General features: G+C 70.9%; 15 protein-coding genes. 12 read left to right on the forward strand and 3 right to left on the reverse strand.

Translation table 11 applies throughout. From position 1 onward, the window contains the following. Positions 1-75: 75 nt before the first annotated feature. The 9 genes from VJ693_RS24145 (at position 76) to VJ693_RS24185 (ending at position 13,437) form a co-directional block, all read left to right on the forward strand. A complete protein-coding gene (locus VJ693_RS24145; protein ID WP_324158502.1) occupies positions 76-1,836 on the forward strand; it encodes an ABC transporter substrate-binding protein in 1,761 nt (586 codons plus the stop codon). Continuing rightward, entirely contained in the window at positions 1,833-3,641 is a 1,809-nt protein-coding gene (locus VJ693_RS24150) for an ABC transporter substrate-binding protein (RefSeq protein WP_324158504.1), read from the forward strand. The genes VJ693_RS24145 and VJ693_RS24150 overlap by 4 nt, the downstream gene beginning before the upstream one ends. Next, a complete protein-coding gene (locus VJ693_RS24155) occupies positions 3,638-5,452 on the forward strand; it encodes an ABC transporter substrate-binding protein (RefSeq protein ID WP_324158506.1) in 1,815 nt (604 codons plus the stop codon). Before VJ693_RS24150 ends, VJ693_RS24155 begins: the two co-directional genes overlap by 4 nt. Beyond that, positions 5,449-6,372: an RDD family protein gene (locus tag VJ693_RS24160; protein ID WP_324158508.1), complete on the forward strand. Its 924-nt coding sequence runs from the start codon at positions 5,449-5,451 to the stop codon at positions 6,370-6,372. The genes VJ693_RS24155 and VJ693_RS24160 overlap by 4 nt, the downstream gene beginning before the upstream one ends. A 25-nt stretch (positions 6,373-6,397) precedes the next feature. Continuing rightward, positions 6,398-8,437 carry an acetoacetate--CoA ligase gene (locus VJ693_RS24165; protein WP_324158509.1) on the forward strand — a complete coding sequence of 680 codons (2,040 nt, stop codon included), beginning with the start codon at positions 6,398-6,400 and terminating at the stop codon, positions 8,435-8,437. 373 nt (positions 8,438-8,810) lie between these two features. Further along, positions 8,811-9,212 (forward strand): hypothetical protein, encoded by a 402-nt coding sequence (locus VJ693_RS24170; protein ID WP_324158511.1) that lies wholly within the window; start codon positions 8,811-8,813, stop codon positions 9,210-9,212. A gap of 13 nt (positions 9,213-9,225) precedes the next feature. Then, a complete protein-coding gene (locus VJ693_RS24175; protein WP_324158513.1) occupies positions 9,226-9,711 on the forward strand; it encodes a GNAT family N-acetyltransferase in 486 nt (161 codons plus the stop codon). Between the two features lie 108 nt (positions 9,712-9,819). Continuing rightward, the gene (locus tag VJ693_RS24180; RefSeq protein ID WP_324158514.1) at positions 9,820-10,383 is read left to right on the forward strand and encodes an ECF-type sigma factor; all 564 of its coding nucleotides are present in this window, start codon (positions 9,820-9,822) and stop codon (positions 10,381-10,383) included. A gap of 21 nt (positions 10,384-10,404) precedes the next feature. Then, positions 10,405-13,437: a serine/threonine-protein kinase gene (locus tag VJ693_RS24185; protein WP_324158516.1), complete on the forward strand. Its 3,033-nt coding sequence runs from the start codon at positions 10,405-10,407 to the stop codon at positions 13,435-13,437. On the opposite strand, the gene VJ693_RS24190 is transcribed toward VJ693_RS24185, so the two are convergent. Further along, positions 13,434-16,001, reverse strand: a complete 2,568-nt coding sequence (locus VJ693_RS24190; RefSeq protein ID WP_324158517.1) for a hypothetical protein — start codon at positions 15,999-16,001, stop codon at positions 13,434-13,436. The genes VJ693_RS24185 and VJ693_RS24190 overlap by 4 nt on opposite strands. A 231-nt stretch (positions 16,002-16,232) precedes the next feature. Between VJ693_RS24190 and VJ693_RS24195 the strand changes: the two genes are divergently transcribed. Further along, entirely contained in the window at positions 16,233-16,772 is a 540-nt protein-coding gene (locus VJ693_RS24195; RefSeq protein ID WP_324158519.1) for an RNA polymerase sigma factor, read from the forward strand. Here VJ693_RS24195 and VJ693_RS24200 read toward each other — a convergent pair. Further along, positions 16,769-18,751 carry an OPT family oligopeptide transporter gene (locus VJ693_RS24200; RefSeq protein ID WP_324158521.1) on the reverse strand — a complete coding sequence of 661 codons (1,983 nt, stop codon included), beginning with the start codon at positions 18,749-18,751 and terminating at the stop codon, positions 16,769-16,771. The two genes, VJ693_RS24195 and VJ693_RS24200, sit on opposite strands and share 4 nt — an antisense overlap. A gap of 125 nt (positions 18,752-18,876) precedes the next feature. Between VJ693_RS24200 and thpR the strand changes: the two genes are divergently transcribed. After that, on the forward strand, positions 18,877-19,380 hold the full coding sequence (gene thpR / locus VJ693_RS24205) for an RNA 2',3'-cyclic phosphodiesterase (RefSeq protein WP_324158522.1): 504 nt from the start codon (positions 18,877-18,879) through the stop codon (positions 19,378-19,380). 32 nt (positions 19,381-19,412) lie between these two features. Here the strand turns inward: thpR and VJ693_RS24210 are convergent, their stop codons facing one another. Next, complete coding sequence (locus VJ693_RS24210; protein ID WP_324158524.1) at positions 19,413-19,775, reverse strand: antibiotic biosynthesis monooxygenase; 363 nt, start codon at positions 19,773-19,775, stop codon at positions 19,413-19,415. Positions 19,776-19,879: 104 nt separating this feature from the next. Here VJ693_RS24210 and soxR point away from each other — a divergent pair, with 104 nt between their 5' ends. Next, entirely contained in the window at positions 19,880-20,359 is a 480-nt protein-coding gene (soxR, locus tag VJ693_RS24215) for a redox-sensitive transcriptional activator SoxR (RefSeq protein ID WP_324158526.1), read from the forward strand. The last annotated feature ends 19 nt before the right edge of the window (positions 20,360-20,378 follow it).

Below are 20,378 nucleotides of genomic sequence, written 5' to 3' on the forward strand. Positions count from 1 at the left end.
GCATCGGCACGGATGCGGCGGCGGCGCGCGATGCACTATCGTTGCCGCGTGTTGCGCCGGGTCCTCCTCCAATGCTTGACGATCGCCTTCGCACTGGCCGCCGGGCCGGTGGGTGCAGACACGGCCGGCGCCAAGGTGCTGCGCTATGCGATCGAGAACGACATCACCACGCTGGACCCGTCCGGTTACCCGGATGTCTACAGCGAAGAAGTCCTCGGCAGCATCTTCGAGCCGCTGTACCGCTTCGATTACCTCGCGCGGCCGGTCAAGGTGCGGCCGCAGCTCGCTGCCGCGCTGCCCGAGGCCAGCGCGGACCTGCGCGAATTCACCGTCCGCCTGCGTCACGGAATTTTCTACAGCGACGACCCCGCATTCGGCGGCCAGCCGCGCGAGGTCGTGGCCGCCGATGTGGTCTACGCGATCAAGCGCATCTTCGACCCGCGCTGGAAGAGCCCGCAGTACCCGACCTTCGCTGCAATCAGCATCACCGGCTTGGACGCACTGCGCCAGCGCGCGATCGACGGCAAGCAGCCCTTCGACTACACCCGCCCGGTCGAGGGCCTCGTGGCCTTGGATGCGCACACCGTGCGCTTTCGGCTCGACAAGCCCAGCCCGCGCTTCGTCTTCGAGTTGACCGGTGTCCTGGCGCCGACCGCGATCGCGCGCGAAGTGGTCGAGCGCTATGGCGACGCAATCGGCGAGCACCCGGTCGGCACTGGGCCTTTCGTGCTGGCGGCGTGGCGGCGCGGCTCGCAGATCGTGCTGGCGCGCAACCCCGCCTACCGCGACGTGCGCTACGACGAAGAGGCGACGCCTGGCGACACCGAGGCCGAAGCGATCTCGAAGGCCTTGCGCGGGCGCCGGCTGCCGATGGTCGACCGGGTGGAGATCGCCATCATTGAGGAAGACCAGCCGCGCTGGCTGGCTTTCCTCCAGGGCGACATGGACCTCGCCGCGCTGCCGCCGACCTATGTGCCCGTTGCCTACCCCGGCGGCCGCGTGGCGCCGGGGCTGGCGCGACACGGCTTGAAGGCACAGAGCGCCGCGCGGCCGGATGTGGTCTACACGGTCTTCAACATGGAGGACCCGGTGGTCGGCGGTTATGCGCCCGCGCAGGTGGCATTGCGCCGCGCCATCGGCCTGGGTTACGACAACGATGAAGAAGTGCGGACGCTCCGGCGCGGGCTGGGCCTGGCAGCGCAGTCGATCGTCGCGCCGTGGACCTTCGGCTACGACCCAGCGCTCAAATCCGAGATGAGCGAGTACGACCCGGCGCGCGCCAATGCATTGCTCGACCTGTACGGCTACGCCGACCGCGACGGCGACGGCTGGCGCGAGCGGCCTGACGGTGCGCCGCTGGTCCTGCAGTACCACACGAGTGCTGCGCTGCGCCCTTACAACGAGTTGTGGGAGCGGCGCATGACGGCGCTACACCTGAAGATGGCCTTCGTGCCCGGCCTGTGGCCCGAGCAGGCCAGGGCCGCCCGCGCGGGCAAGCTGATGCTCTGGTTCCTGTCGTGGAACGCCTCGGTGCCCGATGCCGAGTCCTTCTTGCGCCTCGGCTACGGCCCGGCCATCGGCGGCGAGAACCTTTCGCGCTTCAACCTGCCCGCCTTCAACACGCTGTACGAGCGCCAGGCCTTGCTGCCCGACGGGCCCGAGCGCAGCGCGCTGATCGCCGAGTCCAATCGGCTGCTGCTGGCCTACATGCCGATCAAGGCGCACGTGCATCGCGTCGGTGTCACGATGTACTGGCCGCGCCTGGTCGGCTACCGGCGCCACCCCTTCCTGCGGTCTTTCCACACCTTCGTCGACGTGACCCCGACCTCCCGATGAAGACCTTGCTCTCGGCCGTCACGCTGTCGCTGCTGCTGGCCACCGCCGTGGCCGGCCCCGCGCCGCCGCCGAAGGTGATGCGCTACGCCTTCCTCGTCGCCGAATCCGGCTTCGACCCGGCGCAGATCAGCGACGTGTATTCGCGCATCGTCGTCGCGAACATCTTCGAGGCGCCACTGACCTACGACTTCCTCGCCCGGCCGGTGAGGCTGAAAGCCGCCACCGCGGCCGCGCTGCCCGAGATCTCGGCCGACTTCAAGACCTTCACCTTCCGCATCCGGCCCGGCATCTTCTTCGCCGACGACCCGGCCTTCGGCGGCAGGAAGCGCGAGCTGACCGCCGAGGACTACGTCTACTCGGTCAAGCGGCACTACGACCCGCGCTGGAAGAGCCCGAACCTGTACCTGTTCGAGAACGCCAGGATCCTCGGCCTCACCGAGCTGCGCGCGAAGGCCGTCGCCGCCAAGGCGCCGTTCGACTACGACGCCCCGGTCGAGGGCCTGCGCGCGCTCGACCGCTACACCTTCGTCGTCAAGGTCGCCGAGCCCTCGCCGCGGCTGGCCTTCACGTTCGCGGATGCCGGCATCACCGGCGCCGTCGCGCGCGAAGTCATCGAGGCCGACCCCGACAAGGCGATGGAGCACCCGGTCGGCACCGGGCCGTACCGCCTCGCGCAATGGCGCCGCTCGTCGCTGATGGTCTTCGAGCGCAACCCCAACTACCGCGAGCTGTATTACGACGCCGAGCCGCCGGCCGACGACCCGCGCTCGCAGGCCATCGCCACCAGGCTGCGCGGCCGACGGCTGCCGATGGTCGACCGGGTCGAGGTGCACATCATCGAAGAGTCGCAGCCGCGCCTGCTGGCCTTCCTGAACCGGGAGCACGACTGGCTCGAGCGGCTGCCGCCCGAGCTGACGCCGCCCTACGTGCCGAACGGCCAGCTCGCGCCGCACCTGAAGAAGCAGGGCATGCAGCTCGAGCGCGCGATCGGCGTCGACATCAGCTACGCCTACTTCGGCATGGAGAACCCGGTGGTCGGCGGCTACACGCCGGACAAGGTCGCGCTGCGCCGCGCGATCGGCCTGGCCTACGACGTGCACGCCGAGATCGCCCAGGTCCGCAAGGGCCAGGCGGTGCCGGCGCAGGGCATCGTGCCGCCCGAGATGGCCGGCTACGACCCGGCCTTCAAGAGCGAGATGAGCGAGCACGACCTGGGCAAGGCGCGCGCGCTGCTCGACCTGTACGGCTACGTCGACCGTGATGGTGATGGCTGGCGCGAACAGCCCGACGGCTCGCCGCTGCGCATCGACTTCTCGGCCCAGCCCGACCAGCAGTCGCGCATGCTGCAGGATCTGTGGCAGAAGGCGATGAACGCGTTGGGCATCCGCATCGAATTCCGCATCGCCAAGTGGCCCGAAAACCTGAAGGCCTCGCGCACCGGCAAGCTGATGATGTGGAGCCTGGCCTGGAGCGCGACGATGCCCGATGCGAGCGACCTGCTGGGCCTGATGTACGGGCCGAACAAGGGCCAGTCGAACCACGCCCGCTTCGACCTGCCGGCCTACAACGCGCTGTACCGCCGCCAGGCCGCCCTGCCCGACGGGCCCGAGCGCGACGCGCTGATCCACGAGGCCAAGAAGCTCGGCGTGGCCTACATGCCCTACAAGATCGCCGGCCACCGCATCGTCAATGACCTGCTGCACCCCTGGGTCGTCGGCTACCGGCGCCACCCTTTCCTGCGCGGCTGGTGGCAGTACGTCGACATCGACAGCGCCGCGCAGGCCGCTGCAGGCACCGCACCATGAGCCTCTTGCGCCGAGCCTTCCGCACCCTCGCCCTGGCTGCCGCACTGCTGGGGCTCGTGTCGCTGGCGCCTGCGGCCGAGGCGCCGCTGAAGGTGATCCGCTACGCCTTCCGCACCGCGGAGACGAGCTTCGACCCCTCGCAGGTCAACGACCTCTACTCGCGCACCGTCGACGCGCACATCTTCGAGGCCCTCTACACCTACGACCACCTCGCGCGGCCGGCGAAGTTCAAGCCCCTGACGGCCGAGGCGCTGCCCGAGGCCGGCGACCACTTCCGCACCTGGACGATGCGCGTGCGGCCCGGCATCTACTACGCCGACGACCCCGCCTTCGGCGGCAAGCGGCGCGAGCTGGTCGCCGAGGACTACGTCTACGCGATCAAGCGCTTCGCCGACCCGGCGTTGAAAAGCCCGCTCTGGGGTTATGTCGACAGCTACAAGCTGCTCGGCCTGGCCGAGGCGCGCCAGCGCGCGATCGACGGCAAGAAACCCTTCGACTACGACACCACGCTCGACGGCCTGCGCGCGCTGGACCGCTACACGCTGCAGATCAAGCTGGCCGAGCCGCGGCCGCGCTTCATCGAGTTCCTCGCCGCGAACGACGTGATCGGCGGCGTCGCGCGCGAGGTCGTGCAGGCCTATGGCGACAGGGTCGGCGAGCACCCGGTGGGCACCGGGCCGTTCCGCCTGGCCGAATGGCGGCGTGCGAGCTTCATCGCGCTGGAGCGCAACCCCGGCTACCGCGAACGCCTCTACGACGCCGAGCCCGCGCCGGACGATGCCGAGGGCCAGGCGATCGCCGCGCACTTCAAGGGCCGGCGCATCCCGATGGTCGACCGGGTCGAGATCTCGATCATCGAGGAGAACCAGCCGCGCTGGCTGGCCTTCCTGAACGGCCAGCACAACGTGATCGAGCTGGTGCCGGCCGAATACTCGAGCCTGGCGATGCCCAAGGGCCATCTCGCGCCCAACCTGGCCAAGCAGGGCGTGCACGGGTGGCGCCAGGTGCGCTCGGACATCTACATGACCTTCTTCAACCTGGAGGATCCGGTCGTCGGCGGCTACACGCCCGAGAAGGTCGCGCTGCGCCGCGCGATCGCACTCGGGCTGGACGTGGCGCGCGAGGTGCGGCTGGTGCACAAGGGCCAGGGCATCCTCGCGCAGGCGCCGATCGTGCCGAACACCAATTCCTACGACCCCACGGTCACCAGCGAGATGAGCACCTACGACCCGGCGCGCGCCAACGCGCTGCTGGACCTGTACGGCTACCTCGACCGCGACGGCGACGGCTGGCGCGAGCTGCCCGACGGCTCGCCGCTGGTGCTGCAGTGGTCGATCGAGACCGACCAGCGCGCGCGCCAGATCTCCGAGCAGTACCACCGCGACATGAGCGCGCTGAAGATCCGCGTCGAGTTCAGGCCGGGCAAGTGGCCCGAGCTGCTGAAGGCCGCGCGCGCCGGCAAGTTCCAGATCTGGCACGTCGGCAACGTCGCGGCCGGGCCCGACAGCCAGGGCCTGCTGCAGCGCTACGACGGCACCCAGGTCGGCGGCCAGAACATCGCGCGCTTCAGGCGGCCGGAGCTGGATGCGTTGTACCGCCGCCTGTCGGAGCTGCCCGACGGGCCCGAGCGCGACGCCGCCTTCGACGAGGCCACGCGCCTGGCCATCGCCTGGATGCCCTACAAGTTGCGCTTCCACACGCTGGTGACCGACCTCACGCAGCGCGAGGTCCAGGGCTACCGCCGGCCGCTGTTCTGGCAGGACTGGTGGCAGTACGTCGATGTCGACACCCGGCCGGGGGCCGCGCCGTGAGCCGCCCGCCATCGCCCCGCGCGCTGGGCACGCGCCGGCGCGACGGCACGGCGCGCGGCCGCTGGGTCACGCCCGAGGAGCTCAACGTCGCGCCGGGCCTGCTCGGCATGCCGTTGGCCCGCCCGGTGCAACGCCTGCTCGCGATGGCGGCCGATCTCGCGACCATCGGCATCGCCTCGTCGCTGGCCAATGCCTGGCTGCTGGCGGCTGCGGTGCTCGGCCTGGCCGAGCGCGGCCGGGCACGCCGCACCGGGGCGTCGACACTGCGCACCGGCCTGGCCTGGCTGCTGGTGGCGCTGATGGCCGTGGCCGGCGTGCGCGAGGCCCTCGACGCGCCGCACGAGCGGGCGCGGCCCGTCAAGCCGGCGCTGGCCAGTGACGAGGCCGCCGACGACGACGACGGGGCCGAGGATGCGGCCGACGACGCGACCGCAGTGCGGCTCGGGCCGGCGCCGAGCGAGGCCGCCTCGGCGGCCGCCGCCATCGCCGCGCTGAACCAGCGTGTGCTGACGCTGCAGACCCGGCTGGCTCAGGAACGCAAGGCCGCCCGCTCACAAGACTGGCATGCGCGCCTGCGCCGCCTGGGGCTGGATTTCGGCATCGGCTACGGCTGGGCGCTGGTCTATTTCACGATGCTTCCCAGCTGGTGGCGCGGCCAGACCGTGGGCAAGCGCCTGTTCGGCCTGCGGGTGGTCGAGATCACCGGCAAGCCGATGGCACCGCTGCTGAACTTCAAACGCTTCGGCGGCTACCTCGCCGGCATGGCCACGGGCGGGCTGGGCCTAGTTCAGCTGCTGTGGGATCCGAACCAGCAGGCCCTGCAGGACAAGGCGGCCCACACGGTCGTCGTCGACGAACGGCGCCCGCGTCGCCCCCCGCCGCTGCCCGAGCCTGGCCCCACACCGGACGCCACGCCCTGACCACGCCACCCTTGCGGAGCTGACCATGCCCACCGCCCTGCCCGAACCGCCCGAGCCGCGCATCACCGTCTACCAACGCTGGCTGGCCGAGCGCCACGGCCTGCGCTTCGAGCGCTACGAAGACCTCTGGCGCTGGTCCGTCACCGATCTCGATGCCTTCTGGCGCTCGGTCTGGGATTTCTTCGCGATCGAATCGCCGACGCCGCCGGCCGTGGCGCTGGCCGAGGCGCGCATGCCCGGCGCGCGCTGGTTCCCCGGCACCGAGGTGAACTACGCGCGCCAGGTGCTGCGCCATGCCGACGCGGCGCACGCGGCCGGCCACCCGGCCATCGTCTGGGCCGACGAGCCCTTGCTCACGGCCGGCCAGGTGCGCGAGCTGGGCTGGCCCGAACTGGCGCGCCAGGTCGGCGCGCTCGCGGCGTCGCTGAAGTCGCTCGGCATCGGCCGCGGCGACCGCGTCGTCGCGCTGCTTCCGAACCGCCCCGAGACGGTGGTCGCCTTCCTCGCGGTGGCCAGCGTCGGCGCGATCTGGTCGGTCTGTGCGCCGGACATGGGGCCGGTCGCCGTGCTCGACCGCTTCCGCCAGATCGAGCCGACGCTGATCTTCGCCGCCGACGGCTACCGCTTCGGCGGCCAGGCGCATGACCGGCGTGCGCTCGGCGCCGAGCTGCTGCGCGGGCTGCCGAGCCTGCGCCACGTGGTCAACGTGGCGGTGCTCGGGCTGGCGCCGGGCGAGGCGCCGGCCGGCATCACCCGCCATGACTTCGCCGCACTGACCGCCGGCGATGCGCGCGCCGAGCCCGAGTGGCTGCCCTTCGACCACCCGCTGTGGGTCGTCTACTCGAGCGGCACGACCGGCCTGCCCAAGCCGATCGTGCACGGCCACGGCGGCATCGTGCTCGAAGCGCTCAAGGGCGGCACGCTGCACAACAACCTGGGCGCGAGCGTCGACACCGGCGATCGATTTCACTGGTACAGCTCGACCGGCTGGATCATGTGGAACTGCCAGGTCGCCGGCCTGCTCGGCGGCACCACGGTCTGCCTGTACGACGGCTCGCCGGCATCGTGCGACGGCACGCCGGACTGGTCGCCGCTGTGGCGCTTCGCCGCGCTCGCGCGCTGCACCTTCTTCGGTGCCGGCGCGGCCTTCTACGCCAGCAGCCTGAAGGCCAGCGTCGCGCCGCAGCGACTGGGCGACCTCTCCACGCTGCGCGCCGTCGGCTCCACCGGCTCGCCGCTGGCCGAAGACGCCTACCGCTGGATCTGGCGCGAGCTGCCGCAGGTCGACGGGCAGGACATCTGGATCGCCTGCATCTCCGGTGGCACCGATTTCGCGGGCGCCTTCGTCGCGGGGCTGCCGACGTTGCCGCTGATCGCCGGCGAGATGCAATGCCGAAGCCTCGGCGCCGCGGTCGAGGCCTGGAGCGAGCCCGACGAGCATGGCCGCGGCCGGCCGCTGATGGACGAAGTCGGCGAGCTGGTGTGCACGCAGCAGATGCCCTCGATGCCGCTGTACCTCTGGGGCGATGCAGACGGCCAGCGCCTGCATGACAGCTATTTCGATGTCTACCCCGGCGTGTGGCGCCACGGCGACTGGATCCGCCTCGTGCCGCACGAGCAGGCCACCGGCGCGATCATCTACGGCCGGTCCGACGCGACGATCAACCGCCACGGCGTGCGCATGGGCACGGCCGAGCTGTACCGCGCGGTCGAGGCGTTGCCCGAGGTGCTCGACAGCCTGGTGGTCGACCTCGAGTACCTCGGCCGTGAGAGCTACATGCCGCTGTTCGTCGTGCTGCGCGAGGGCGTCGAGCTCGACGAGGCCCTGCGCAAGCGCCTCGTCGCCGAGATCCGCCAGGCGCTGTCGCCGCGCCACGTGCCGAGCGAGATCCTCGCGGTGCCGGCGATCCCGCGCACCTTGAGCGGCAAGAAGATGGAGCTGCCGGTCAAGAAGCTGCTGATGGGCGCCGACCCGGCCAAGGTGATGAACCGCGACGCGATGGCCAACGCCGCGAGCGTCGACTGGTTCGTCGACTTCGCGGCGCGGCGCCAGCACCACGATTGAGCGCCACGGACGGGAGCGGGGGCCGACATGACCCCAGTTGACGCAGACCTAGAATGTTAGGCACCACCCACTCCCTGGACCGTACGTGCGACAGTTCATCCTTGGTGCGCTCTGCGGCGCCGCCGTCACCGCCGCGGCGGCCTACCTGCTTCCGTCGAGCGGGCCTGTCGTACCGGCCAACGCCGATTCGTTGATGGGGCAACAAGGCCCGCACGCACAGGATCCGCCGCCATCGCCGCCACCCGGGCAGCCTCGACCTTCGGCAGGGTCGAACATGCCGCCCGGGCCCGCTCCCGAATCGCGGGCAGTGCCGCCTTCTCCGGGCCCGGCGGCGGGGTCCAGCCCGTCCCCAGCGAAATCGGCATCCACCGAGTTGCCTCTGCCGCCCGTTCACCTGTCGGCCGAACACGCGGAACTGCTCAAGCCGCGCCCGAAGGAGGGCCAGCCGCCGACGCTGCCGGAGCTGCACATGCAGTTCGCCACCGAGCAGCCGGATCCCGCCTGGTCGCTGCGGACGGAGCAGGCATTGCAGCAGTACCTGGCCCAGACCCCCTACGCGAACGAGTTCGAGATCCTGAATGCCGAGTGCCGCGCCACACTGTGCGAACTCACCGCCTTCGGCAATCTCCCGGCCTCTGGCCAGCACTGGGGCTCGCTGCTGGCCGACATGGCCAGCCAGCCCTGGTGGACCAGCTTCCAGGGCCATTCGACGACCCACTTCGAAAAGAACGGCCGGACCACGATCGTGACGATCCTGCAGCGCGCGAAGCTGTAGCGGCGCCATCAAGATGCCCACCGTCGAAGAACTGCTCGCCCTCGATCTGCTGACCCTGCGCGAGCACACCGAACTGGCAGGTGATGTGTTCGATCCTGAAGGCCAGCGCCGGGCCATCGAGACCTCCATCGCCGTTTCCGAACTCGCCTCGGTTCGGCGCGAGGGCCGGCTGGTTGCTTACGCGATGCTCCGGCCGCAAGTGGCCGGCCGGTGGTTCGTCACCGGCTTCAACACCCATCCGGCGCACCGGTCGGCCCCGGTCTTTCGCGAGCTCTTCGCCCAGCTCTCGGCGCTCGCCGCCCGCCACGGCATCACGTCGCTGCGAAGCAATGTGTACAAGACCAATCGCCTGTCGATGGCCTTCCACCGGCGCCTGGGGTTCAAGGTCACCCGCGAGAACGACAAAGGGGTGGAGTTCACTGCGTCTGTCGCCGATCTGGGTGCGACCGTTTCGGTCAGGCAGAGCGTCACCCGGGCGCCGACCAGTCGCCAGCGGTAGCGCGCCGGGGCCGAATTCATGCATCATGCGCGGCCTGACCTCGGGGTTCCACTCACCACCTGAGGGCACCGGCCCGCCGATGGCGGCGGCGGCGCCCTGCCATCTGCCATGCCGTCAACCACCCAACTGCTGCAGCGAAGCGCCCAGGGCGACGGTGGCGCCCTGCGTGAGCTCTACGCGCAGCTCTACCCCGAGATCAAGCGGGTCGCGCGGGCAAGGCTGGCGCAGCAGGGTGGCGTGCCCTCGCTGGACACCACTGCGCTGGTGCACGAGGGCTTCCTGCGCATCGCGCAGCAACAGGGGATCGAGGGCGCCGCGCGCGGCCAGTTCTTCGCCTACGTCGGCAAGGTCCTGCGCTCGGTGGTGATCGACCATGTTCGCAACGAAGGGCGCGACAAGCGCGGTGGCGACATGGTGATGGTGACGATGTCGGCGGCGCAGGACCAGCCCGCGGCGGTCTCGGCGCCGGCTGACCTGGTGGCCATCGACCAGGCGCTCACGCGCATGCGTGACATCGACCCGGCCTTGTACGAACTGGTGGAGATGCAGGCCTTCGCCGGTGTCAGCGCCGACGAGGTGGCGGCCCTGCGCGGTGTCTCCAGCCGCACGGTGAACCGCGAACTGGCCAAGGCGCGCGGTCTGCTTCAGGCCCTGCTTGGCGAAGCCGGCTGAGGCGACGGGCGACACGTGGCCATGGATCGCATCTCGCCCGACAACTGGCCCGCCCTCTCTGCCCTGTTGGACGAGGCCCTCGAGCTGCCCGCCGGCGAGCGCGCCGCCTGGCTGGACGCCCTGCCGCCCGATGCGCAGCCCTTGCGCCCCACGCTGGAGCTGATGCTGGCCCGAGCCGACACCGGCAGCGGGCCGATCGCGCCGGATTTCCCCCAGGCGGTGGCGGCAGCCGCAGAAGGCTGGCAGCCCGGCGCGCGCGTCGGGCCGTACGCCCTGCGGCGGCAGATCGGCCGCGGCGGCATGGGGTCGGTGTGGGAAGCCGAGCGCGACGACGGCGTGCTGCAGCGCACCGTGGCGCTGAAACTGCCCCATGCCTGGCTCGACGGGCCAGGGCTGGCCGAGCGGCTGGCCCGCGAGCGCAACATCCTGGCCCGGCTGGCGCACCCGAACATCGCCCGCCTGTATGACGCGGGCGTCAGCGCCGGCGGCCATCCGTACATGGCCATGGAGCTGGTCGAGGGCGAGCCCATCACCCGGCATTGCGATGCCCGCCGCCTGCCGCCGCGCGAACGGGTCGCCCTGTTCCTGCAGGTGCTCGATGCGGTGCAGTACGCGCATGCGCGCCTCGTGGTGCACCGCGACATCAAGCCGAGCAACATCCTCGTCACGCCGGCGGGCCAGGCGATGCTGCTCGACTTCGGCATCGCCAAGCTGCTGGACGACGGCTCGGCGGCCGAAACCGAGCTGACCCGCCAGGCGGGCCGCATGCTCACGCCCGAGTACGCCAGCCCCGAGCAGCTCACCGGCCAGGTGCTGACAACCGCCAGCGACGTGTACTCGCTCGGCCGGGTGCTCTACGAGTTGCTGGTGGGCCAACGGCCGTTCGACCTGCCGCACGCGTCGGCCGCCGCGCTGGAACAGGCCATCGTCACCGGCGACGTGATCCCGCCGAGCCTGGCCCGGGTCGACGAGGACGCCGCCGGGTGCCGGGGCCTCTCACCCAAGCGGCTGGCCGCTGAGCTGACCGGCGATCTGGACACCATCGTCGGCCACGCGTTGAAGGCCGACCCGGCCCAGCGCTACCAGAGCGCCGCCGCTCTGCGCGACGACCTGGCGCGTTACCTGCACGGCGAGCCGGTGCTGGCGCGTCCGGACTCGGCCTGGTACCGCGCGCGCAAGTTCGCCGCCAGACACCGCCTGGCGCTGGGCTCGGCCGCCGTCGCGTTCACGGCACTGGCCGTCGGGCTGGGCGCCGCCGTGTGGCAGGCCTCGGTTGCCCGGCAGGAAGCCACCCGCTCGGCGCTGGAGGCGCGCAAGGCGTCGAGCATCAAGAACTTCCTCGTCGAGGTCTTCGATGCGAGCGACCCGAACGGCACGGTCGACAAGCAGCCCTCGCAATACACCGCCGCCGAGATACTCGACACCGGCGCCCGGCACATCGAGACCGCCTTTGCCGACGAGCCGGCGGTGCGCCTGGAACTGCTGCTCACGCTGGCCGGGCTGTACGACGAGATCGGGCTGCCGGACCGCGCGGCGCACTTGTGCGAGTTGGCCGTGAAGACCGCGGGCGACGACCCCGCGTTCAAGTCGGCGGGCCGCGTGCCGCCCTCGCCCACGCTCGGCTTGGCCGATGCCTGGCGCTGCCTCGGCATGGCGCTCGAAGGCAACGACAAGAACGCCGCGATGCGGTCGCTGGAACGGGCCGAGACGGTGATGCGGGCGCTGGGCGACCGCCAATCGCTGGTGTTCGCGCAGGTCGAAACGCTCAAGGCCGGCATGCTGCGCGAGCACGGCCCGGGCCAACTCGAAGCGGCGCGCGACCTGCTGCGGGGGGTGATGCCGGCGTGGCAGCTGTATCCGCAGCACCAGGGGCATGTGTACGCGTGGCTGTTCCTCGCCGACATCCAGTGGCAGCTGGGTGATCGCGGCGCGGCGGTCGAGGCCGCGGACCGCGGCGTGGCCGCCGCCGCCGCCATGGCCAAGCCCGTGGTGTTGTCGGACGCTCACCGAGAGCGCGCGAGCTATGCGATGCGGCAGGGCGACCTCGCCCGGGCGGCCACCGAATACGCCGGCGCGGCGGACGCGGTGCTGGCACGCCTCGGGCCGCGGCACTGGCGCACGCTGTCCGCCCGCTGCGATCTGGGCCCGGCGCTGGCGCTGCGCGGGCAACGCCAGCAGGCGATCGACCTGCTCACCGCGGCCACGGCGGAGATGGAGCAGGTGTTCCCGGGCAGCGACCAGCTGTCGATCTGCTACGAACGCTTGGCCTCCGCCTACGGCACCCTCGGGCGGCCGGACCTGGCCGGGCCGCCGCTGACGAAGGCCGCGGCCATCTTGCGCCGGCTCGACTCGCGCAAGCAGTGGGCCAAGGACATGCTGGGCGTGGCGCAGGCGCAAGATTTTCTCGGCCACACGGCCCAGGCACGGCAAACGCTGCGCGAGGCCGTCAGCACCTTCGGCGACCCGGGCCCCACGCTGGCCCGGCTGCGAGAGGCCGAGATCGACTTGCGCGACCAGCGCCCGGAGGCCGCCGCGCGGGCCCTGGACGCCCTGGTCAGCGAGGCCTCGGGCCCACCCCCCGAGCTGATGCAGGCCCGGGCGCTGCGGGCCGAAGCCGCGCTCCGGTCAGGCGACACCGCCGGCGCGATCGAGCTCGCCGGCCAGGCACTGCTGGCGCTGTCGGCCCAGAACCTGCAATGGCTGCCGGGGATCCAGCCGCAGCTTCAGCTCACTCAAGGCGAGGCGCGGTGCGCCTCGAGCGGCCCCGGCGGGGCGCCCGATGGCGCGGGCGTCCCGCTGCTGCGGGCCGCCGTGCAGACCCTGCAGACGCAGCAGGACCCCGACAGCCCGCCGCTCGCGGCGGCACGGGCCCGGCTGGGCGCCTGCCTGCTCCGCCTGGGGCAGCGCGACGAGGCAGCGTCGCTGGCGCGCCAGGCCGAAGCGGCCCTGCGCGCGCACCGCGCGCTGAACGGCTTCTACTGGCAGCCTGTGCGAGATCTGCAGCGCGGCCTGGGGCCCCGAGGGGCCCATGAGTCAACGAAGGGCCGCTCCTAGTTCGACCAGACGGTGAACTTGACCTTGAACACCGCCGCCTTGGCCGCCCAGTCGGAGCGCACCGTCACCTTGCCGTCGTAGGTGCCGGGCGCCAGGCCGGCCGGGTTCGCCGTGACGATGGCATAGGCCGGCGCCACGCCTTGCGACAGCTGCACCGTCAGCCAGCTCGCCGAGGTGCTGGTGCGCAACGGGCGGCCGTCGTTGTTGAGCACGTCGAAGGCCGTGCCGACCGGCAAGGTGGCCGTGGCGAGCGCTGCCGAGCGGGCTGACAGCTGCAGCGGCGTCTGCACCAGCAGGGTCAGCGGCACCGTGGCTTCGCCGGGTGCGCCATCGGTGACGATGAAGGACCCGGCGTAGGCGCCGGCCGGGAAGGCCAGTGCGCTGGCGTTGACTTGCACCTGGTAGTCGCTGCCCTGGGGCGTCGCGCCCGCCCAGGTCGGGAACTTGCCCGTCTGGGTCTGGCCGGTCACGCCCACCTTGAGCAACTGCGACACCGGCAGCGGCCCGCCGGCCGGCATGACGAAGCGCATCGATTCGGGCAGCACCTCGACGCGCGGCTGCACCTCCAGCACGCGGGTGTCGGTGTCGAAGGCAGCGAAGTTGGTGCCGCCGGTGTAGGTGCTGAACAGCCGGTGGCTGCCTTGTGCGTAGTCCATCGAGTTCAGGTCGAAGGTGACCTGCACGTTGTTGCCCGAGGTGCCGAGCGGTTTCGTGGCGCGAGTGATCACGGTCGGCGAGCCGCCTTGCGTGTCGGCGATCACCTCGTTGAGCTGCACGTCACCGCCCATCAGCGGCAGCGAGGAGCCACCGGAACTCAGGCTGGTGACCACCTTCACCACACCGGGCTGGCGCACGGTCGCCCGGTCCATGCTCAGCTTGCCCTCGCCGATCGCCAGCACCTGCAGGTTCACCTGGATGGTGTTGCTCTGGCCGGTGCCGAAGTAGCCCACGGCGACCGTGGTCGCGTAGGCGCCCGGCGCGAAGGACTTGGCGGACTTGTCGATCGTCAGCTGCACCCGGTTGCCCTGGTCCAGCGCGATCTTGCCGTCCGGCATCTTGACCTTGACCCAGGTCGCATTGGACTTGGCGACGAGGGTCTGGCCGAGCCGGCCGAACAGGCGGGTTTCCTGCGCCGCCCCGGGCAGCGTGCCGACCTTGGCCACGAACTGCACGCTGGATGGCGAGACCAGCGGGTCGGGCTGGGGCGCGATCCCGTAGTTGAGCCAGACGTCGGCGCCCAGCACCGCGGCCGCGGCGCGCAGGCTTTCGTTGAACTGCGGCAACGTGGGCACGCTGAAGCGCGAGCCCGGGAACTGCGCGGCGCAGGCATCGGCGCCGCGGTTCCACGGGCCCATGGCCGTGGTGACCACGAACTTGCGGTCGTAGAACGAGCTGGTCGCGAGCTGGCAGGCGTAGGCGTGCTGCTCCAGCGGGTCGCGCGACTGCCAGCGCCCGGTGGCGCCGAGCAGCACGGGCGGCCCGGCCAGGCCGTAGTCCCCGATGTCGTAGGACCAGGCACTGCCGGCGATGCGCTCGTCCAGGTAGTTGCGGCGGAAGTCCGGCACCACCGGGTCGCCCAGCGCATCGAGGTAGTCCATCGCGACCACGCCGACGCCGCACTTCAGGTACTTGACGACGTCGTTGCGGCCTTCGACCAGGCCGGTCGGGTCGGCCCAGTTGCTCAGGTTGCGCCCCTCGGCCACCACGCTCCAGCGGCTCTTGGCCCGGGTGCCGACCAGGCTGCCGTCGCCGTCGGTACAGGTGTCGAGCTTGAAATCCTCGGGGTGGTCGTTGGTGGTGGCGTAGCTGCCGTCGAAGTACCAGATCCAGCTGCCGTTGGCGATGCGCTGGCTGCGGCTGGCGAACAGCACCTGCTTGCCGGCGGCCCGCACCTGGGCGATGGTGGGCCAGGCGCCGGCATCCGCGGCGCGCGGGTAAGCCTTGTCCGAGAAGTAACTCGACACCAGATCGGCCAGGTCACCGGTGGCGCTGCCGACGTGGTCGTCCAGCTTCACGAAGATGACCTCGTCCGGGTTGTCGTCCAGCCAGTTGCGGATCTCCATGAAGCCGTTGGCCACCGGGCGCGTGAAGGCGCCCAGGCAGGGGTCAATGCCGTTGTGGCACAGCAGCAGCTTGCCGCCCGACCAGTGCGGGTCGATCTCGAGGTAGCGCGCGCCCATGCGCAGGCTGTCGGTGATCGAGTAGGTGTGGTTGGACTGATCGCCCAGGAAGCCCTGGTTCGTGCTGCTGAAGGCGTTGTGCGCGCCCATGGCCGGCACCCAGTTGATCGGCTCGCCGGCCGAAATGCCGTAGCGCTGCTGCTTGAGCACCCATTCCTGCCACGGGTCGCGCCGGCTCCACAGGCGGCGCTTCTCGTTCACGCAGACGCCGCTGCTCGCCTGCAAGTCGTACTCGCACGAGCGAAAGCCCATGTCGTAGTACTCCTGGTCGGTCCATTTGCATTCGCGCTGGTTCTCGCCGCCGCAATCGGGCAAGTTCACACCGGCCCACGCCGGGGCCGTCGACACCAGGCAGGCGACGGCCAATGACAGTGACTTCAACATGGAAAGGTCCTCCTCGGATCAAGGGAGCACGCCCAGGCACGCTGCCGGCGCGGCAGGGCACTCGATGTGCAGGCGATGCTGAGGAACGGTGGCGCGCCGGCGGTTCCCGGTTTCCGGCGCCCGGGGGTTTTCACCGAATTGGCGGCGGCCATGTCGCAGCGACGGGTCTTTGGCGTCTGTCCCTGCAGACGCCCCGCCATGTCGGCCGGGCACCACCGACTGGATATCGCCATGAACCCCGTCCCCACCCACCCCGAGATCGTCTTTCGCGACCTGATGCAGCAACACCGCACGCGCCTGGTGCATTTCGTGCGGCGCCAGGTGGGCGACGACGCCGAGGCCGAGGATCTGGCGCAGCAGGCCTTCGCCGACGCGGCGCGCGCCTATGCCGGCTTTCGCGGCGATTCCCAGCTATCGACCTGGCTCTACGGCATCGCGCTGAACCTGGCCCGCAACCATCAGGCCCGCTCGCCGAGCCGCCGGCACCGGTTCGAGGACGCGAGCCAACTGGACGACATGCCCTGCGGCCGCCCCGACCCGTCCGAGCAATGCGAGTTGGACCAGCTCATGCGGCGGCTGGCGCGCGAGCTGGACGCCCTGTCGCCCGACATGCGCGAGGTGCTGTGGCTGGTCTCGGTGGACGAGCTGGCCTACGAGGACGCCGCGGCACGGCTGTCGTTGCCGGTGGGCACCGTGCGCAGCCGGGTCTCGCGCGCGCGCAGCCAGCTGCGGCGGCGCTTCCTCCGCAGCGGGGCAGCGCTGCCGTTCTAGCCAATCAGCACGTTGATGATCGCGTTGCCGATGCCCATCAGCGCCGAGCCCGAGATCAGGCCGGCGCAGATCGGCTCGGCGCCCTCGACCCAGATCGCGTGGGCGCGGGTGCCCGGCGCCTTGTGGCGCAGGCCCATCAGCCAGAACATCAGCGCGCCGGCGAACATCGCGAAGGTCGATTCCGGCGGCAGCACGACGCCCAGGCCGATCGACACCGACGACAGCGGGAAGCGGCCCTTGGTGAAGACCTTCGCCAGCTCGATGGCGATGGCCGCGACGACGGCGACCGCCATCGCGATCACGGCCGAGGTGGGCAACGCGCTGACCCCCTTGGCAATGATCTCGGCCACGCCCTTCCATTGCAGCGCGCCGGGGAACGCGAACTGGTCGGAGACGATGGTCGCGGTCGAGCGCACACCGTTCGCGTCGGGCGGCAGGAACAGCAGGAAGTAAAGCGGCACGCAGGCCGTGACGCCGGCGAACAGGCCGATCACGTGGCCTGCCGCCTGGTGGCGCGGCTTGCCGCCCAGCATGTAGCCGGGCTTGATGTCGCTCAGCAGGTTGGCCGCATTGGCGGCGATCTCGCCGGTCATGCTGGCCGGCAGCAGGTTGCTCGCCGGGTTGCTGCGGTCGATCGCCCCCATCGAGAACTGGGTGATCTTCGACAGCGCGCCGGTCGGCGTCCACGAGGTCAGTGCCATCGAGTTGGTGCAGATCACCGTCAGCACGAAGATCAGCGGCAGCGACACCAGCGCGAGGAACATCGGCACGCCGAAGAACACGTGCGTGACCCAGGCGCCCAGCAGGCTCAGGATCGGCACGCCGACCCAGCTCAGCCACAGCGGCAGCTCGATGTGGGCCAGCGGGTCCGGCCCGGCCGCGGCCGCCGGCTTGGCACCGCTGCCGCGCAGCGACTTGAACATCGCGGTGAACAGCTCCGGCTTGGCCAGCAGGCTGGTCAGCGAGCCGGCCACCATCATCGCCACGCCCCACCACAGCGACCACTGGTTGACGATCTCGGCGCGTGACAGGGGCACCACCGTGCCGTTGGCCAGCACGCGCTGCACGATGTCGCCGCGCTCGATCATGAGCGGCGCGAGGACCACGAAGTTGATGAATGCGCCGAGCAGGCAGCTCGTCGCGACCGCGATGCCCATCAGGCCGCCGACGCCGAGCATCGCCGCGTCCAGCGTCAGGCGCAGGCCCAGCGTGCGGATGTCGGTGTTCAGGATCTTCAGCGCGGCGCCGCTGGCCTGGTAGTAGTAGGTGTCCAGCCGCTCATGGACGGTCCACGGGTCCTTCATGCCGGCCCATTGGTGCATGCGCAGCAGCTTGAACTGGATCAGGTTCATCCAGCCGTCGCTGACCAGCGCCTGCCAGGTCGCCGTGCCCAGCGCCACGACGCCCAGCAGCCGCGCCTTGAACATGCCCGCGCCGGCGGCGCCGTGGTAGAGCGCGTCCAGCACCACGCCGCTGGCGCGGCCCTCGGGGAAGGGCAGCTGGTCTTCGTTGATGAAGCGCCGCTTCATCGGGAAGGCGATCAGCACGCCGATGCTGGCAACCACCACCAGCCAGACCATGATCTGCCACCACGGCACGATGACGCCGGTGATCAGCATGTAGGCGGACAGGCCCGCCGTCAGCCACGACACGGTGTAGCCGGCCGCCGTGGCGATCGACTGGGTGCAGTTGTTCTCGAGGATCGTGAAGTCCTGCGCCAGACCCGCCCCGTTGAGGATGCGGTAGATCGCGAACGCGAGGATCACCGAGGTCAGGCCGACGCCGATCGTGATGCCGGTCTTGGCGGCGATGTACAGCGCGGTCGCGGCCAGCACGCCGCCCAGCAGGAAGCCGGTCAGCCCGGAGCGGATCGTCAGCTGCGGCATGTCGCCGCGGTAGACGTTCTTCAGCCACCACTCGTCTTTTTCGCGGCGGGTCCAGGTGCGGATCTGTTCTTCGGTGAGTTGTTGCAGTGCCATGGTGTGGTGTGCAGGAGTTCGGCCGAGGTCGGGCCGGGGCGGATTGTGTCAGCCGGGCGATGGCCGGCGGAGCGGGGATTCCATGGGGCCGCAGTCCGCGCTCCAATGCAGGCGTGACGACGCCGATGCCCGATCCCGCCCGCCTGTTCCTCGCGCTGTGGCCCGACGAGCCGGTGCGCGAGGCACTGCGGGCCTGGCAGCGCGCCATCCACTGGCCGCCGGCCGCGCGGCCGACGGCGCTGGCCAACCTGCACCTGACGCTGCACTTCATCGGCGCCGTGCCGCGCGCACGGCTGCCCGAGCTGGCCGGCGGGCTCGAGCGGCCCTGCCCGGCCTTCGAGCTGGTGCTCGATCGCTTCGCCGTCTGGCCGCACGGCGTGGCGGTGCTGGAGCCGGCCGTGGTGCCCGAGCCCATGACCGCGCTGATGGCCACGCTGGCCGACGCGCTGCGCGCGCTGGCGCTGCCGGTCGACACGCGGCCCTACCGCCCGCATGCCACACTGGCCCGCCATGCCACCCACGCCCGGCTCGCCGGCGCCGCCCCGCCGCCGCTGCGCTGGCCGGTGAATGCCGGCTACGTGCTGGCCGAATCGGCCGGTGGCTACCGGGTGCTGCGGCGTTTCGACTGAGGTGACCTCGTTCGTCGAGGCCCGGCGCCGCGTCAGGCGACCCGGTAGAGGCCGAAGTCGGTCTTCGCACCGAGGTGCTGGACGAAGAACGCGGTCGGGTCGAAGCCTTCTTCCTTGAAGCGGCGTTGCATCGTCGCGATCGCCGACTCGACGGCCTCCGTGCTGGCCCACTCAATGATGCGCACGACATTGAACTCGCCGGCGCCGCCGCTCTGCTGCAGCAGCAGGTCCCGCCGGCAGCCGGGCATCTGGCGCACCACCTGCTGGATCTCGTGCATCTTGGCGAAAAAGGCGGGCAGCGATGGCCCGGGCACGATGAACTTGTCGACGCGGAATACCGCTTTGGCCAGGTCGTCGGGGAAAGTGGTGGCAACGTCTTCGAGAGCAGGCGTCATGGCGGGGTTCTCCGGCTTGAATGCGCGCTGAAGTGCACGCGGTGGCCGCACTGTAGAACCTCAAGTAAAGTTGAGGTCAAGCCCTTGTATCGAGGAGACACCCCATGGCCACGGCACTGGAACGGGCGGGTATTGCGTCGGCCCTGTCGGTGGGCGAAGTCGCCCGGCGCAGCGAGGTCGCGGTATCGACGCTGCACTTCTACGAGGCCCAGGGGCTGATCCGCAGTTCGCGCAGCGCCGGCAACCAGCGCCGCTACACGCGCGACGTGCTGCGCCGCGTGGCCTTCATCCGCGTCGCGCAGCGGGTGGGCATCTCGTTGGCCGACATTGGCGACGCCCTCGCGCGCCTGCCGACCGACGCTGCGCCGACCCGCGCCGACTGGGCGCGCCTGTCGGCGCGCTGGCGCCGCCGGCTCGACGCGCAGATCGAGCAGCTCGAGCGACTGCGCGACACGTTGGACGACTGCATCGGCTGCGGCTGCCTGTCGATCGACCGCTGCAAGCTGCGCAACCCGCTGGACACGCTGTCTGCCGAAGGTTCCGGCCCCAGGCGCCTGTGGGTCTCGGTCACCGACGGCGCGTGACCCCAGGCACGACGCCTGC

The sequence above is a fragment of the Ideonella sp. genome (genome assembly GCF_035254525.1).
Classification (GTDB): Bacteria; Pseudomonadota; Gammaproteobacteria; order Burkholderiales; family Burkholderiaceae_C; genus Ideonella.

Bases quoted from the DNA above. Each gene is read 5' to 3' on its own strand.
- VJ693_RS24150 (WP_324158504.1), top strand. From the start codon at position 1,833: ATGAAGACCTTGCTCTCGGCCGTCACGCTGTCGCTGCTGCTGGCCACC.
- VJ693_RS24155 (WP_324158506.1), top strand. From the start codon at position 3,638: ATGAGCCTCTTGCGCCGAGCCTTCCGCACCCTCGCCCTGGCTGCCGCA.
- VJ693_RS24165 (WP_324158509.1), top strand. From the start codon at position 6,398: ATGCCCACCGCCCTGCCCGAACCGCCCGAGCCGCGCATCACCGTCTAC.
- VJ693_RS24175 (WP_324158513.1), top strand. From the start codon at position 9,226: ATGCCCACCGTCGAAGAACTGCTCGCCCTCGATCTGCTGACCCTGCGC.
- VJ693_RS24180 (WP_324158514.1), top strand. From the start codon at position 9,820: ATGCCGTCAACCACCCAACTGCTGCAGCGAAGCGCCCAGGGCGACGGT.
- VJ693_RS24185 (WP_324158516.1), top strand. From the start codon at position 10,405: ATGGATCGCATCTCGCCCGACAACTGGCCCGCCCTCTCTGCCCTGTTG.
- VJ693_RS24190 (WP_324158517.1), bottom strand. From the start codon at position 16,001: ATGTTGAAGTCACTGTCATTGGCCGTCGCCTGCCTGGTGTCGACGGCC.
- VJ693_RS24195 (WP_324158519.1), top strand. From the start codon at position 16,233: ATGAACCCCGTCCCCACCCACCCCGAGATCGTCTTTCGCGACCTGATG.
- VJ693_RS24200 (WP_324158521.1), bottom strand. From the start codon at position 18,751: ATGGCACTGCAACAACTCACCGAAGAACAGATCCGCACCTGGACCCGC.
- thpR (WP_324158522.1), top strand. From the start codon at position 18,877: ATGCCCGATCCCGCCCGCCTGTTCCTCGCGCTGTGGCCCGACGAGCCG.
- VJ693_RS24210 (WP_324158524.1), bottom strand. From the start codon at position 19,775: ATGACGCCTGCTCTCGAAGACGTTGCCACCACTTTCCCCGACGACCTG.
- soxR (WP_324158526.1), top strand. From the start codon at position 19,880: ATGGCCACGGCACTGGAACGGGCGGGTATTGCGTCGGCCCTGTCGGTG.